The 14,301-nt window shown below is 69.4% G+C and carries 15 protein-coding genes; 10 read left to right on the top strand and 5 right to left on the bottom strand.

From position 1 onward, the window contains the following. Positions 1 to 3: 3 nt before the first annotated feature. From F4558_RS30985 to F4558_RS30975, 3 genes are read right to left on the bottom strand one after another with little or no spacing between them, the layout of a single operon-like run. Complete coding sequence (locus F4558_RS30985; RefSeq protein WP_053660421.1) at positions 4 to 1,011, bottom strand: ABC transporter permease; 1,008 nt, start codon at positions 1,009 to 1,011, stop codon at positions 4 to 6. Beyond that, positions 1,008 to 2,114, bottom strand: a complete 1,107-nt coding sequence (locus tag F4558_RS30980; protein ID WP_231640219.1) for an ABC transporter ATP-binding protein — start codon at positions 2,112 to 2,114, stop codon at positions 1,008 to 1,010. Before F4558_RS30980 ends, F4558_RS30985 begins: the two co-directional genes overlap by 4 nt. Then, positions 2,111 to 3,166 carry an ABC transporter ATP-binding protein gene (locus tag F4558_RS30975; protein WP_053660423.1) on the bottom strand — a complete coding sequence of 352 codons (1,056 nt, stop codon included), beginning with the start codon at positions 3,164 to 3,166 and terminating at the stop codon, positions 2,111 to 2,113. Before F4558_RS30975 ends, F4558_RS30980 begins: the two co-directional genes overlap by 4 nt. A 276-nt stretch (positions 3,167 to 3,442) precedes the next feature. Between F4558_RS30975 and F4558_RS30970 the strand changes: the two genes are divergently transcribed. The 6 genes from F4558_RS30970 (at position 3,443) to F4558_RS30945 (ending at position 10,997) form a co-directional block, all read left to right on the top strand. Beyond that, positions 3,443 to 3,991: a Uma2 family endonuclease gene (locus tag F4558_RS30970; protein ID WP_167947093.1), complete on the top strand. Its 549-nt coding sequence runs from the start codon at positions 3,443 to 3,445 to the stop codon at positions 3,989 to 3,991. Positions 3,992 to 4,024: 33 nt separating this feature from the next. Further along, positions 4,025 to 5,461, top strand: coding sequence for a TldD/PmbA family protein (locus tag F4558_RS30965; protein ID WP_167947091.1), 1,437 nt, complete (start codon positions 4,025 to 4,027; stop codon positions 5,459 to 5,461). Between the two features lie 58 nt (positions 5,462 to 5,519). Next, complete coding sequence (locus F4558_RS30960; protein ID WP_167947089.1) at positions 5,520 to 6,926, top strand: TldD/PmbA family protein; 1,407 nt, start codon at positions 5,520 to 5,522, stop codon at positions 6,924 to 6,926. A 262-nt stretch (positions 6,927 to 7,188) separates the two neighbouring features. Continuing rightward, positions 7,189 to 7,995 (top strand): succinate dehydrogenase subunit SdhC, encoded by an 807-nt coding sequence (gene sdhC / locus F4558_RS30955; RefSeq protein WP_053660429.1) that lies wholly within the window; start codon positions 7,189 to 7,191, stop codon positions 7,993 to 7,995. A gap of 12 nt (positions 7,996 to 8,007) precedes the next feature. Next, positions 8,008 to 9,936 (top strand): fumarate reductase/succinate dehydrogenase flavoprotein subunit, encoded by a 1,929-nt coding sequence (locus F4558_RS30950; protein ID WP_167947087.1) that lies wholly within the window; start codon positions 8,008 to 8,010, stop codon positions 9,934 to 9,936. Then, complete coding sequence (locus tag F4558_RS30945; protein WP_167947085.1) at positions 9,933 to 10,997, top strand: succinate dehydrogenase/fumarate reductase iron-sulfur subunit; 1,065 nt, start codon at positions 9,933 to 9,935, stop codon at positions 10,995 to 10,997. The genes F4558_RS30950 and F4558_RS30945 overlap by 4 nt, the downstream gene beginning before the upstream one ends. Before the next feature lie 150 nt (positions 10,998 to 11,147). On the opposite strand, the gene F4558_RS30940 is transcribed toward F4558_RS30945, so the two are convergent. Next, positions 11,148 to 11,588: a (deoxy)nucleoside triphosphate pyrophosphohydrolase gene (locus F4558_RS30940; protein ID WP_167947083.1), complete on the bottom strand. Its 441-nt coding sequence runs from the start codon at positions 11,586 to 11,588 to the stop codon at positions 11,148 to 11,150. A 183-nt stretch (positions 11,589 to 11,771) separates the two neighbouring features. Here F4558_RS30940 and F4558_RS30935 point away from each other — a divergent pair, with 183 nt between their 5' ends. The 3 genes from F4558_RS30935 to F4558_RS30925 all read left to right on the top strand — a co-directional run bounded on the left by F4558_RS30935 (position 11,772) and on the right by F4558_RS30925 (position 13,441). Continuing rightward, the gene (locus F4558_RS30935; protein ID WP_053660437.1) at positions 11,772 to 12,080 is read left to right on the top strand and encodes a 4a-hydroxytetrahydrobiopterin dehydratase; all 309 of its coding nucleotides are present in this window, start codon (positions 11,772 to 11,774) and stop codon (positions 12,078 to 12,080) included. 48 nt (positions 12,081 to 12,128) lie between these two features. Next, on the top strand, positions 12,129 to 12,491 hold the full coding sequence (locus F4558_RS30930; RefSeq protein ID WP_030337500.1) for a PH domain-containing protein: 363 nt from the start codon (positions 12,129 to 12,131) through the stop codon (positions 12,489 to 12,491). A 215-nt stretch (positions 12,492 to 12,706) separates the two neighbouring features. Then, on the top strand, positions 12,707 to 13,441 hold the full coding sequence (locus tag F4558_RS30925) for a class I SAM-dependent methyltransferase (RefSeq protein WP_167947081.1): 735 nt from the start codon (positions 12,707 to 12,709) through the stop codon (positions 13,439 to 13,441). A 39-nt stretch (positions 13,442 to 13,480) separates the two neighbouring features. On the opposite strand, the gene F4558_RS30920 is transcribed toward F4558_RS30925, so the two are convergent. Beyond that, on the bottom strand, positions 13,481 to 13,807 hold the full coding sequence (locus F4558_RS30920) for a zinc finger domain-containing protein (protein WP_053660440.1): 327 nt from the start codon (positions 13,805 to 13,807) through the stop codon (positions 13,481 to 13,483). A gap of 79 nt (positions 13,808 to 13,886) precedes the next feature. Between F4558_RS30920 and F4558_RS30915 the strand changes: the two genes are divergently transcribed. After that, positions 13,887 to 14,261, top strand: a complete 375-nt coding sequence (locus F4558_RS30915) for a VOC family protein (RefSeq protein WP_167947079.1) — start codon at positions 13,887 to 13,889, stop codon at positions 14,259 to 14,261. The last annotated feature ends 40 nt before the right edge of the window (positions 14,262 to 14,301 follow it).

Genomic DNA, 14,301 nt, shown 5'->3' with positions numbered 1-14,301 from the left:
CCCCTACCGGGACGACTTCGGGTCGAGCGCGTCCCGCAACGCGTCGCCGAAGAGGTTGAAGGCGAACACCAGCGCGAAGATCGTGATGCCCGGGAAGAACACGTACGCCGGGTCGGTCTGGAGGAAGTCCAGACTGCGGTAGATCATTCGGCCGAAGCTCGGCGTCTCGTCGCTCAGACCGACGCCGATGAAGGACAGCGCGGCCTCACTGGTGATGAACTGCGGCACGGCCAGGGAGAACGACACCAGGATCGGCGCCCAGATGTTCGGCAGGAGCTGCCGGAAGATGATGTGCCCCAGCCCTGCCCCGCTGGCCTTGGCCGCCTCCACGAACTCCCGCTCGCGCAGCGCGATCACCTGCCCGCGTACCAGTCGGGCCGTGCTGGTCCAGCCGAAGACGGCGAAGACGGCGATCAGCACACCCACGCCGAAGGCCGCCGACACCTGCCCCCGCTCGCCGTAGAAGCGCAGCGTGAGCGTGGGGGTGAGGGCCAGCGCGATGATCAGGAACGGCATGGCCAGGGTCAGGTCCGTGATCCAGTTGATCACCGCGTCGAGCCAGCCGCCGAGGTAACCGGCGAGCGCGCCGAGCACGACACCTATCGTCGCGGTGATCAGGGCCGCCGCGAGCGCGATGAACAGCGATGTCCGCAGCCCGTAGATCAGCCGGATGAAGATGTCACGACCCAGCCCCGGCTCCAGACCGAACCAGTGGTCCCCGGTGACCCCGCCGGCGTACCCCAGCGGCATGCCGAAGCCGTCCAGCAGATTCTGGAACTGCTCGCGCGGGCCGACGCCGTAGGCCATCTCGATCAGCGGGGCGGACAACCCCAACACCATGAAGAAGATCAGGAGTACGCCGCTGACCACGGCAGTCCGGTCACGGCGCAGCCGCAGCCAGGCGAGCTGGCCGGGCGAACGGCCCACGACACCCTTCGCCGCGGGCTCCCCCGGGTCACCGCCGGACTCGATCTCGGCCAGCGCCACACCCTCCACCGGCGACAGGCTCACGACGACACCTCCTCGATTGCCGCTGCGGTCCCGCGACCCTGCGCGCCGGCCCCGCCGGCCGCTTTCCCTGGGCCGGCCGCCGTCGCCGGACTGGCTGCGGCCTCCGCGCCGGCTGCCTCCGGGCCGGCGCCCGGTGGTTCCGGGAAGTGGCAGGCCGTGGCCTGGTTGCCGCCGTCGCGCGGCACCAGCGCCGGCTCCTCGGTGGCGCAGATGTCCTGCGCCTTCCAGCACCGGGTCCGGAACCGGCAGCCCGACGGCGGGTCGAGCGGCGTGGGCACGTCGCCGGTCAGCCGGATCCGGCCCGCCGGGCCGAGCTGGGTGACGTCCGGGATCGCCGAGAGCAACGCCCGGGTGTACGGGTGCTGCGGGCGCTCGTAGATGTCGGCCCGATCGCCGATCTCCACGATCCGACCCAGGTACATCACCGCGACCCGCTGGCAGAAGTGCCGCACCACGGCCAGGTCGTGGGCGATGAACACGAACGCCAGGCCCAGCTCCCGTTGCAGGTCGCGCAGCAGGTTGACCACCTGCGCCTGGATCGAGACGTCCAGCGCGGAGACCGGCTCGTCGGCGACGATCAGCTTCGGCCGCAGGGCAAGCGCGCGGGCGATGCCGATGCGCTGGCGTTGACCGCCGGAGAACTCGTGCGGATACCTGTTGTAGTGCTCCGGGTTCAACCCGACAAGCTCCAGCAGCTCCTGCACCCGGGCTTTGATCCCGCCCGGCGGCTTGATCCCGTTGACCTGCAACGGCATCGCCACGATCCGGCCGACTGTGTGCCGCGGGTTCAGCGAGGCGTACGGGTCCTGGAAGATGATCTGTAGTTCCTGGCGCAACGGGCGCAGCTCGCGCCGCCCGGCGTGGGTGATGTCCCGCCCGGCGAACTCGATGGTGCCCGACGTCGGTTCCAGCAGCCGCACGAGCATCCGGCCGGTGGTGGTCTTGCCGCAGCCTGACTCCCCCACCAGCCCGAGCGTCTCGCCGGGGCGCACGTCGAAGTCAAGCCCGTCGACGGCCCGCACGAGGCCGGTGTCGCGCAGCCCCTGGCGTACCGGGAAATGCTTGGTCAGACCACGGACCCGCAGCAGCGGCTCCTCGCTCATCGCGCCACCCCCACGGATGCGACGTCCTCGGCGTAGCGCTCGGCGCGCTCCTGGGCGCTCAGGTGGCAGGCGACCAGGTGGCCGTCCGCGCCGGCCGGCAACAACTCGGGCACCTCGGTGCGGGACCTGTCGCCGTTGCGGCCCGCGTACCGGCAGCGCGGGTGGAAGGCGCAGCCGGACGGCAGGTTGATCAGGCTGGGCGGGTTGCCGGGGATGGGCAGCAGGTCCGCGTCCGCGTCGCCGTGCAACGACGGCACGCTGGAGAGCAACCCCCAGGTGTACGGGTGCTGCGGCGAGCGGAGCACCTGCTCGACGCTGCCGTGCTCGACGGCCCGCCCGCCGTACATGACAAGCACCTCGTCGGCGACCTGGCCGACCACACCGAGGTCGTGGGTGATCAGGATGATCGCGGACTGGAACTCGGCCTGGAGGTCGGCGAGCAGATCCAGGATCTGCGCCTGCACTGTGACGTCGAGCGCGGTGGTCGGCTCGTCGGCGATCAGCAGCGCCGGGTCGTTGACCAGCGCCATAGCGATCATCACGCGCTGGCGCATGCCGCCGGAGAACTCGTGCGGGTACTGGTCGAAGCGCCGCGCCGGCTGCGGGATGCCGACCCGGTCCAGCATGTCCACGGCCCGCTGGCGGGCCTCGCGCCGGTTGGCCTTCGGGTGGTGCACCCGGTACGCCTCGGCGATCTGCCGGCCCACCGTGTAGTACGGGTGCAGCGCCGACAGCGGATCCTGGAAGATCATCGCCATGTCCCGGCCGCGCAGCCGGCGTACCTCCTCGTCGGCAAGGCCCACCACCTGCCGGCCGCCGACGGAGATCTCCCCGGTGATCGTGGTGCGCTTCGGGTCGTGCAGACCGAGGATGGCCAGCGAGGTGACGCTCTTGCCGGAGCCGGACTCGCCCACGATGCCGAGGGTGCGACCGCGCTCGACGGCGAACGACACCCCGTCGACCGCACGCACCACGCCGTCGGAGGTGTCGAACCGGACCCGCAGATCACGTAACCGCAGGTAGGCGTCCTGGTCGTCGCGCTGCGCCGGCACAGCGGGATGGTCGTCCGGTCTCCCGGACGGCGCCGGAGTCGAGCTGTCCACGGCCGCCTCCCTCAGTGACGAAGAGAACTTACAGGAAGGTTCTGAGGGTGAAAATAAGCTACGGGCCGGCACGTGTCAGCGGGCCAGAGCGTAACGAGTCGGCATCGGCCCCGCAGTCCCGTCACCTCGCCATCCACGGCCGTTCATCCCGAATCCGCACCCCAGGTGCGACCATGGCGAGAGGAGCCAGCAGAGGATGCCCGTGGCACGAGGTGGAGGTGACCCATGACCGCGGCGGTGTTCGATCACGGAGGTCCGTGGACCGAAGAGGAGTTCCTCGCCCTCGGCGAGACGCAGGATCGCGTCGAACTCTTCGACTGGAGCCTCCACGTGACCCCAGGACCCACTCCACGGCATCAACGAATCTCCCGCAAGCTCGGCAACATCCTGGAAGCAGCCGCGGAGGTGGCCGACCTTGAGCTGCTGGAGGCGGTGAACGTCCGGCTCCGGCCAGGTCGAATACCAATTCCCGACCTCGTCGTGACCAACGCAATCGATCTCGACGAGCCAAACGTCGAGTCATCTGACGTGCGACTGGTGTGCGAGATCATCTCGCCGAGCAACGCGTCCACCGACAAAGTCCTGAAGATGCACTACTACGCCGCAGCCGGCATCGAGTGGTACCTGCTGGTGGAGCAGACGACGGGCGCAATGCGCCTTTACCAGCGGCAGGGCGGCCACTACGTGGAGAGGGCGACGACGAAGCGCGGCGAGGTTCTGGAGTTGACGGAGCCGGTGCGGGCCACGATCCGGCCGGAGGATCTCGTCCCCTGACGGGTGTCGGTCGGCTGGCCTAGGGTCGGTCGCATGACCGAGTTCGACGCGGCAAGCGCCGCCGTGCAGGCCGCCCTCGACGCGGGCGCCCGCTACGCCGACGCCCGGGTGATGCACCGCCGCTACGAGTCGATGACGGCTCGCAACGGCGACGTGGAGGAACTGACCCAGGACGAGAGCATCGGTCTCGGCGTCCGGGCGCTTGTCGGGTCGAGCTGGGGCTTTCACGCCGTACCCGATCTGTCGGACGCCGCCGCCCGCGACGCCGGCCGCCGCGCGGCCCGGACGGCCGCGGCGAGCGCGCGGGTGCCCGGCCCACCGGTCGACCTGGTGCCGGTCGAGGCGGTGACCGCGAGTTGGGCCTCCGACTGCCGGCTCGACCCGCTCGGGGTTCCGTTGTCCGACAAGGGCGACCTGCTTGTCGAGGCGACACGCACGATGGTCAGGCATGGCGCCGACCTGGCCGAAGGGCTCTACCAGATCTGGGACACCGCGAAGTGGTTCGTGTCCAGCGAGGGCCACCGGATCGACCAGCGGACCCGTGAGTGCGGCGGTGGCATCTCGGCCACATCGATCGGCGACGGCGAGACGCAGCGGCGTTCCTGGCCCAGCTACCGGGGGCAGTACGGCACCACCGGTTGGGAGCTGGTCGAGTCACTCGACCTTGGAGCGCACGCCGCGCAGATCGCCGAGGAGTCCCGGGCGTTGCTGACCGCACCGCCCTGCCCGGCCGGCGAGACCGACCTGATCCTCGGCGGCGAGCAGTTGGCGTTGCAGATCCACGAGTCGGTCGGGCACGCCATCGAGCTGGACCGGATCCTCGGCTGGGAGGCAGCGTTCGCCGGCACGTCCTGGCTTGACCTGGCCCAACTCGGCTCGCTGCGTTACGGCTCCGAGCTGATGAACATCACCATCGACCCGACCATCCCCGGCGCGCTGGGCAGCTTCGGCTTCGACGACGAGGGCTCCCCGGCGGTGAAGCGGGACGCGGTCCGCGACGGTCGCTGGGTGGGTGTGCTCGCCGGCCGGGACTCGGCCGCCATGGCCGGCCTCGACTACGGCGGGAGCGTCCGCGCCGACGGGTGGGCGCGGCTGCCGATGGTGCGGATGACGAACGTCGGCCTGGAACCTGGACCGCACACCCTGGAGGAGATCATCGCTGCCACCGACGACGGGGTGCTGATGGATCTCAACCGGTCCTGGTCGATCGACGACAAGCGGCTCAACTTCCAGTTCGGCTGCGAGGTCGGCTGGGAGATCAAGAAGGGTCGGCGGGGGCGGATGCTGCGCAACCCGACGTACACGGGGATCGGCCCGCTCTTCTGGCGTTCGATGGACATGCTCTCCGGCGAGACGGTGTCCTGGGGGACGCCCAACTGCGGCAAGGGCCAACCCGGCCAGACCGGGCACACAGGCCATCCGGCCGCGCCGGCGCGCTTCCGCGGTGTCCGGGTGGGGGTGTCGGCGTGAGCGCGAGGAGTGAGCCGGGTTTGCGAGCCCCGCAGTCGCGAACGAAAGGGGGCTCAGCGTGAACGAGTCGACTGAGATCGAGCTGGCGGGGCAGGTTGTCGAGCTGGTCCGGCGGCTCGGTGGGTCGGGTGCTCAGGCCGAGGCCGTCGTGACCCGGGCGGACCTGGCGCTGACCCGGTTCGCCAACTCGGCAATCCATCAGAACGTCTCCGAATCCACAGTCGGTGTCCGGCTGCGGCTGCACGTGGACGGCCGGACCGCCGCCGGCAGCGGCAGCGTGGTCACCGCGGACGGGCTGCGGGCCCTGGTGGAGCGCACCCTGACCGCGGCACGGCTCTGCCCGCCCGATCCGGGCTGGCCGGGCCTGGCCCCGCCCGTACCCGTGCCGGACGCCCCGCCTGTCGACGAGGCCACCGCGCACGCCGAGCCCGATGAGCGTGCCGATCGGGTACGCGCGTTCGTGGCCGCCGCCGGTGACCTCACCACTGCGGGTTACTGCCGTACCTCGCATCGCTCGTCTGCGTTCGCCAACTCGGCGGGGCACACCGCGTACGGCAGCTCTGTGGAGGCGGCGATGGACGGCATCGCCCGTCGCGACGGCGCGGACGGGGTGGCACGGCGCTGCGCGGACCGGCTGGCCGACCTGGACGGCGCGGAGTTGGGCGCGCACGCGGCCGCGAAGGCGCGGGCGGCGGCCGACCCGGTCGAGTTGCCGCCGGGGCGCTACGAGGTGGTCTTCGAGCCGGCCGCCGTGGCGGACCTGCTGCAGAACCTGTCCTGGTACGGCTTCAACGGCAAGCGGTACGCCGAGCGGCAGTCGTTCGCCGAGCCCGGGGTCGCCCAGTTCGATCAACAGGTGACAGTGGTGGACGACCCGTTGGGCGCGTCGGGGTTGCCGTTCGACGCGGAGGGCACCGGCCGGCGGGCGCTGACACTGGTGGACGCGGGCACCACCCGGGCGGTCGCCCACGATCGGCGGACGGCCGCCGACGCGGGTGCGGAGTCCACGGGGCACGCGATCGCGGGCGGTGCCACCTGGGGTCCGATGGCGCGCAACCTGCGTCTCGCGGGTGCCGTGGCCGGCCCGGCCAGTGCTGTGGGTCGGAGTACCACGGGCACGGCGGCCGGCGCGGTCGTCGACACGGACACTGCCGCGCTGGTCGCCGGGATGCGGCGCGGACTGCTGGTCACCGATCTGTGGTACACGCGTGTCCTCGACCCGAAGAGCCTTGTCGTCACGGGGTTGACACGTAACGGGGTATGGCTCGTCGAGGACGGCACTGTCGTGCGGGCGGTACGCGATCTCAGGTTCACCGAGTCGTACCCAAGGGCGCTCGGTCCGGGCGCGGTGCTGGCGCTCGGCGCGCGGCCCGTGCGTCAACCGGACCGGGTGGACGGTACGTGGTGGACGGCCCCGTCGGTGCGACTGGCGTCCTGGCACTTCACGGGAGGCGCCTCGGGCTGATCAGCCGGGCGGAGAGTGATCTTCTTAACATCGAGCCATTGATCGGCGTGCCAGGGCTTTTCCGCAGGCCAGACACACGGGACACTCCCTTGCGCGGACGGCCCGCAAAGATCGGCGTAACGTGTGTCACTTAGCTGCGCCGGTCATCCGGTGTGGTCGTTGGTGTGCGCATGACGTGGCAGCGGGTGCGGGTTCGCCGGGCCGCGTGCCGACCGGAAGAAGATCAGCCCGCCCGTACGGGCCCGTCGAGGAGACGACTCGAATGACTTCAACGGCAACGAGGCCGAGGGGGGCGCGGGCGCGCGCCGCCATCGCGGCGAAGACGTTGCGTACCGACCGCTGGTGGATCGCCCCGCTGATCACGGTGATCGGGCTGAGCGCCTGGGTCGCGTACGCGACGGTCCGGGTCTTCATGCACAAGTGGTACTGGGTCGACCAGTACCACTACCTGACCCCGTTCTACTCGCCCTGCGTCACCGAGCGGTGTGTCGAGAGCGCCTCACACTTCGGCCGGTTCCTGCCCGGCTGGTGGATCATCCCGGACGCGGCGCTGACCCTGCCGTTCCTGCTGCTGTTCCGTCTCACCTGCTACTACTACCGCAAGGCGTACTACCGGTCGTTCTGGCTGTCCCCGCCGGCCTGCGCCGTCCCGGACGGCCACAAGGAGTACAGCGGTGAGACCCGTTTCCCGCTGCTCGGTCAGAACCTGCACCGCTACTTCTTCTACGCCGCCGCGATCATCTCGCTGATCAACACCTGGGACGCGATACTCGCCTTCCACTCACCACAGGGCTTCGGCTTCGGGCTGGGCAACATCATCCTGTTGTTCAACGTGGTGATGCTGTGGGCGTACACGATCTCCTGCCACTCCTGCCGGCACATCATCGGTGGCCGGCTGAAGCACTTCTCCAAGCATCCGGTGCGGTACAAGGCCTGGACGTTCGTCTCGGCGTTGAACGTCCGGCACATGCAGCTCGCCTGGATCACCCTCGGCACCCTGGCGCTCACCGACTTCTACGTCATGGCGCTCGCGGCCGGCTGGTTCTCCGACCTGCGGTTCATCAACTAAAGGGCCCCCGACATGACCACTACCACTCGCATCGAACGACACCACTATGACGTCGTCGTCATCGGGGCCGGCGGCGCCGGTCTGCGCGCGGCGATCGAGGCCCGGCTCGCCGGCAAGAAGGCCGCGATCATCTCGAAGTCGCTCTTCGGCAAGGCGCACACGGTGATGGCCGAGGGCGGCGCCGCGGCCGCGATGGGCAACGTGAACAGCCGGGACAACTGGCAGGTGCACTTCCGCGACACCATGCGCGGCGGCAAGTTCCTCAACAACTTCCGGATGGCCGAGCTGCACGCGAAGGAGTCGCCGCAGCGCATCTGGGAGCTGGAGACGTACGGGGCGCTCTTCGACCGCACCAAGGACGGCAAGATCTCGCAGCGCAACTTCGGTGGCCACGAGTATCCCCGGCTGGCGCACGTCGGCGACCGCACCGGCCTGGAGCTGATCCGTACCCTCCAGCAGAAGATCGTCTCGCTCCAGCAGGAAGACAAGCGCGAGTTCGGCTCGTACGACGCGCGGATCAAGGTCTTCTCCGAGACCACGATCACCGAGCTGCTGCTCGACGGTGACCGGGTCGCCGGCGCGTTCGGCTACTACCGGGAGTCCGGGGAGTTCATCCTCTTCGAGGCGCCCGCCGTGGTGCTGGCGACCGGCGGCGTCGGACGCTCCTACAAGGTCACCTCGAACTCGTGGGAGTACACCGGGGACGGTCACGCATTGGCGCTGCGCGCCGGGGCGACTCTGATCAACATGGAGTTCCTCCAGTTCCACCCGACCGGCATGGTCTGGCCGCCCTCGGTGAAGGGCATCCTGGTCACCGAGTCGGTCCGCGGTGACGGCGGCGTTCTGAAGAACTCCGAAGGTAAGCGGTTCATGTTCGACTACGTCCCCGACGTCTTCCGCAAGCAGTACGCGGAGACCGAGGAGGAGGCGGACCGCTGGTACACCGACCCGGACAACAACCGCCGTCCCCCGGAGCTGCTGCCCCGCGACGAGGTGGCCCGCGCGATCAACAGCGAGGTCAAGGCCGGTCGGGGCTCCCCCGCCGGTGGCGTCTTCCTGGACATCGCGAGCCGGCGTTCGGCCGAGGAGATCCGGCGGCGACTGCCGTCGATGTACCACCAGTTCAAGGAACTGGCCGACGTCGACATCACGGCCGAGCCGATGGAGGTCGGACCGACCTGTCACTACGTGATGGGCGGCGTCGAGGTGGACCCGGATTCGGGTGCGGCCTTCGGCCACGTACGCGGGCTGTTCGCCGCCGGTGAGGTCTCCGGTGGCATGCACGGCTCCAACCGGCTGGGCGGCAACTCCCTGTCCGACCTGCTGGTCTTCGGTAAGCGGGCCGGTGGGCACGCGGCCAGTTACGCCGACGGGCTGGACGCCCGGCCGAAGGTCGCCGTGGACGCCGTCGAGGCGGCTGTGGAAACCGCTCTCGCGCCGCTGCAGCGGGACACCGGCGAGAGCCCGTACACCCTCCAGCAGGACCTCCAGGTGGTCATGGGGGATCTGGTCGGGATCATCCGTCGCGAGGGTGAGCTGGCCGACGCGCTCGTGCGGCTGGCCGAGCTGCGCGAGCGGGTGGCGAAGGTGAGTGCGGCCGGCGGTCGGCGCTACAACCCGGGCTGGCACCTGGCCCTGGACCTGCGCAACATGCTTGTGGTTTCGGAGTGCACCGCGAAGGCGGCGCTGGAGCGGCAGGAGTCGCGCGGCGGGCACACCCGGGAGGACTACCCGGCGATGGAGCCGAAGTGGCGGCAGGTCAACCTGGTCTGCTCGCTGGACGGCGACACCGTACAGCTGACCCGTAAGCCGCTGCCGAAGATGCGACCGGAGCTGATCGGCCTCTTCGACCGGGCGGAGCTGGCCAAGTACCTCACCGACGAGGAGCTCGCCGACTTCGACGCTCTCGTCGCCGACGCTGGAGAGGCGGACAACCGATGAGCGCGAAGCGTCAGTTCCGGATCTGGCGGGGCGACGAGACCGGCGGCGACCTGCAGGACTACATGGTCGAGGTGAACGAGGGCGAGGTCGTCCTCGACGTCATCCACCGCTTGCAGGCCACCGACGCGCCCGACCTGGCCTGCCGGTGGAACTGCAAGGCCGGCAAGTGTGGCTCCTGCTCCATGGAGATCAACGGCAAGCCGCGGCTGGGCTGCATGACGCGGATGTCGACCTTCGAGGAGACCGAGACGGTGACGGTCACCCCGCTGCGCACCTTCCCGATCATCCGGGACCTGGTCACCGACGTCTCGTTCAACTACGAGAAGGCGCGGGAGACTCCGGCGTTCGCCCCGCCGGCGGACGTCGCCCCGGGCGACTACCGGATGCAGCAGGTCGACGTCGAGCGCTCGCAGGAGTTCCGCAAGTGCATCGAGTGCTTCCTGTGCCAGACCGTCTGCCACGTGATCCGTGACCACGACGAGAACAAGCCGGCATTCTCCGGCCCGCGGTACTTCATCCGGGCAGCGGAACTGGACATGCACCCGCTGGACGCCCGGACCGACCGCAAGGAGTACGCACAGGCCGAACAGGGCCTCGGCTTCTGCAACATCACCAAGTGCTGCACGGAGGTTTGTCCCGAGCACATCAAGATCACTGACAATGGGATCATCCCCATGAAGGAACGGGTCGTCGACCGCAGGTACGATCCCCTTGTGTGGCTTGGTAGCAAGATCTTCCGTCGGGGCGAGACGCCCCAGACCAGCGTGACCACCGCCCGTCAGGGCTCGGCGACGTCGCCGGGCGCGGCAAGGGGCGGGGTTCACTCGCACGCGGGTGGCTCGCACGACCCGCAGGCCGAGGCGCAGGCGCAGAGCGGCGTCAACTGGCACCGGGAGGTGCCCCACCCGACCGCGCCAGCGGTCGACGAGCGGGGCAAGCTGCCGCTCACCGAGTTGACGTTCGACAGGCCTGCCGCGCCGTCGCCGTTCGGCGACGACGTGACCTTCCCGCTGCCTCCGGACGAGCTCAACTTCGCCCACCCGGACCAGGACAAGCACTAAACGGACAGCACGAAGGGCCGGCGGCACAGCCGCCGGCCCTTCGCTGCACCCCGCCCTACCGCGCTCCCCTGCGCCCACGCTTGCGCGCCCTGCGCCCCTGCCGTTGCGCCCGCCGGAGGAGAGCGCCGGCCCCGGAACGGTGGTGCGGAGTTACGGGGTTTCGAGTAGGGGCCGTAGGGCCGCCACGATGGGGGCGTCGGCGGGGAGCCAGGTCACCGAGTCCAACTCGTCGGCGGTCAGCCAGCGCAACCCCTCGTGCTCCAGTGCCTGCGGCTGGTCGTCGTCCACCAGGCGCGCGGCGTACACCTTCAGCACCGAACGACCGTGGGCCATCCGCACGTTGCGGCCGACCCGTTCGCCGATCTCGACGCGTACGGCCAGCTCCTCGGCGCACTCCCGGATCAGCGCGTCGGTCTCGGTCTCCCCCGGCTCGACCTTTCCACCAGGGAATTCCCACATGCCGGCCACCTCCGGCGGGGCGGCACGCGCGCACGCGAGCACCCGCCCGTCCCGGATGATCGCCGCCCCGACGATCACTTTCAGGTCCCGTCGTTCGCCCTGCCCGCCACCACTCGCCCGTTCGGTCTGCACGGGCGTCCAGGGTGCCAGATCAATCGGCGGTTTGGGTGCCGTCGTCGTCCGCAAGGCCAACAGAACACGGAAGTGTGGGCGTGGACACCTCCCACGAGCGGGGACAAACTAGAGAGCACCGACAAGACACGGGATGGCGACGATTTGGCCACAAGCCGACAACGGCGCTTGGGGGGTGCGGTCATGCGGGTGTTGTTCAACAGCCGAGCCAAGCACGATTATCTGTCCGACGCGTTGACCCTGTTATCCGGGTGGACGCGGGAAGGCGAACAGATCCGGCGAACCCTCGTGATCGACGATACCCAACATGCGGCGTTGACAGAACGGGTGAAGGTGGTTGCGGACGCACTGCACCTTCGCCCCGAAATCAGCCGTCGGTCCGACAGCACCCAGATCCGGGTCGGGCACGGCAACGGCGAGCCTCTGACCGAGGGCGAGGTCCTGCTGGCCGCCCGCATCGAGGACGCGTACCGGGCGGTCACCGAGTCCTGAGCCTGACCGCGCCACGGCGGCTGGCGCCGGTTTTCTAGCCTGGAACACATGGCGAACATCGCGTACGACCGCAAAGAGCAGGTCCAGCAGATCGAGAGCGGACTCCTCGAGGGCGAGCAGATCATCGCCGTCTACGACGCCGTGGGCACCGGCACCGGGTTCATCGGGCTGACCGACCGGCGGGTGATCATCCAGGACCGCTCCTTCGTCGGGAAGCGGTTCGCGATCACCAGCATCCCGTACTCGAAGATCACCAGCGTGAGCGTGGTCAGCAACAAGTCCTGGGGCGGGTCGTTCTTCTCCACCGGTGCGATAGCCATCCACGTCGGCACACACACCTACGAGGTGGAGTTCCGTGGCGCACAGAAGAGCCACCACGTACACAACGTGATCCTGCACCACATCTCCTGACCCACACGCGCTGCGGGGCCCGGCCGGCGTAATTGCCTTGCCGGGCCCCGGCCGTCTCTGGTGTCCTCACTCGACAGCCGCCGGAAGGGAGCAGCGACATGCCCAACACGACGAAGTCCCCCGAACCCACCGTCATCCGACTTGAGGAATCGAGACTTCGTGAGCAGACCTGCTCAGAGCACCTGTGACACCCTGACCAACCTCGGAGGCCGCTGATGTCGGTCTTCGATGATCCCGGCCTGTTCGGCCGGCTGTGGGCCGCCGACTACGACAGCGGCGACACCAACCCCGACCCGATGCCCGCCGTCGACTTCCTGGCCGACCTGGCCGACGGTGGCCCGGTCCTCGAACTGGCGATCGGCACCGGCCGGGTCGCACTGCCGCTGGCCGAGCGCGGCCTCACAGTGCACGGCATCGAGGCGTCCGAGGAGATGCTCGCCCAGATGCGTGCCAAGCCCGGCGGCGACCAGATCCCGGTGGTCGTCGGCGACATGGCGGACGTATCGGTGGCCGGTGAGTTCCGGCTCGCGTACCTGATCTTCAACACGCTGTTCAACCTGGTGGACGCCGAGCGGCAGGCGGACTGTTTCCGTAACGTCGCCCGGGTGCTGTCGCCCGGCGGCGCGTTCGTGATCGAGGCGTTCGTGCCCGACCCGCGTGACTTCGACGCCGACGAGCAGGTGCAGGTCCGTGCCGTCACCGAGGATTCGGCGACGATCCGGCTGCACTCCTACGACCGGCCGGCGCAGCGGTTCATCCGGCAGACCATCACGTTTGACGGTGACGGTGTGCACCTGAAGCCGTTCGCCATGCGGTACGCCTGGCCGCACCAGATCGACGAGATGGCGCAGCAGGCAGGGCTGCGGCTCACCGAGCGGTACGCCGACTGGCACCGGCGGCCGTTCGACGCGAGCAGCCCGACGCACATCTCCGTCTACCGCATGCGGTAGTGGCGGTTGGTCGAAGCCGGGCAGGAGAACGTCTGTGGATCAGGCGAGCGGACCGGGAAGCGGCGCTTCCCCCTTCATCGCCTTCTCCATCACATCGACGCGCTGCCGGTGCAGGACGGTGCCGTTCAGTGGTTCGCCCGGCACGTTGATGCAGCGCTGGCCAGGCACGGCATCGCAGACCGGGCAGGCGAGGAACAGCCCCCCGGCCGGCACCAGTTCGACCCCCTGAGCCAGTGCCGCTCTGCCGATCTTGACCAGCGCCCGGTAGAGGTCCTCATCCTGGTGCCGTGCCGCGGCGGCCGCGACATCGTGCATCCCTTCCCAGAACTGCTCGACGGCCCTTGGCTCGTAGATGTCGATACGCACGGCAGCGCATTCCCGTCTGCCGATCGATCAAACATTGACCCGAGCGGCTCCGTCAGACCCGAGGCGCACAATGCCGTGCATGTCTGAACCAACGCCACACGCCCACCACTCCATCGACTACGTGGAGTTCACGGTCACCGACCTCGAGCAGGCCAAGCGCTTCTACGCCAGCGCGTTCGGCTGGCAGTTCAACGACTACGGGCCGGGATACGCCGGCATCCGCAGCCCGCACGGCGAAGCCGCACCCGAGGTGGGCGGTCTGCGTGTGGACCAGGAAGTCCGGGCCGGCGGCCCGCTTGTGCTGCTCTACTCGAGCGACCTCGACCAGTCCGTGCAGGCAGTGAAGGAGGCCGGCGGTCACGTGGTGAACGGGCCGTACGAGTTCCCCGGCGGGCGGCGCTTCCACTTCACCGACCCCAGCGGCAACGAACTGGGCGTCTGGTCGGAGCAGTAGCAGCTCAGGCGGGCCTTCGCAGCGGCCGAAGGCCAGTTCG

This window comes from Micromonospora profundi, from assembly GCF_011927785.1.
GTDB lineage: Bacteria > Actinomycetota > Actinomycetes > Mycobacteriales > Micromonosporaceae > Micromonospora > Micromonospora profundi.
This window is presented reverse-complemented; position numbering and strand designations above follow the sequence as displayed.

Coding starts and splice junctions, on each gene's coding strand:
- F4558_RS30925 (WP_167947081.1), top strand. CDS start 12,707: ATGTCGGTCTTCGATGATCCCGGCCTGTTCGGCCGGCTGTGGGCCGCC.
- F4558_RS30965 (WP_167947091.1), top strand. CDS start 4,025: ATGACCGAGTTCGACGCGGCAAGCGCCGCCGTGCAGGCCGCCCTCGAC.
- F4558_RS30970 (WP_167947093.1), top strand. CDS start 3,443: ATGACCGCGGCGGTGTTCGATCACGGAGGTCCGTGGACCGAAGAGGAG.
- F4558_RS30980 (WP_231640219.1), bottom strand. CDS start 2,114: ATGAGCGAGGAGCCGCTGCTGCGGGTCCGTGGTCTGACCAAGCATTTC.
- sdhC (WP_053660429.1), top strand. CDS start 7,189: ATGACTTCAACGGCAACGAGGCCGAGGGGGGCGCGGGCGCGCGCCGCC.
- F4558_RS30915 (WP_167947079.1), top strand. CDS start 13,887: ATGTCTGAACCAACGCCACACGCCCACCACTCCATCGACTACGTGGAG.
- F4558_RS30945 (WP_167947085.1), top strand. CDS start 9,933: ATGAGCGCGAAGCGTCAGTTCCGGATCTGGCGGGGCGACGAGACCGGC.
- F4558_RS30930 (WP_030337500.1), top strand. CDS start 12,129: ATGGCGAACATCGCGTACGACCGCAAAGAGCAGGTCCAGCAGATCGAG.
- F4558_RS30950 (WP_167947087.1), top strand. CDS start 8,008: ATGACCACTACCACTCGCATCGAACGACACCACTATGACGTCGTCGTC.
- F4558_RS30935 (WP_053660437.1), top strand. CDS start 11,772: ATGCGGGTGTTGTTCAACAGCCGAGCCAAGCACGATTATCTGTCCGAC.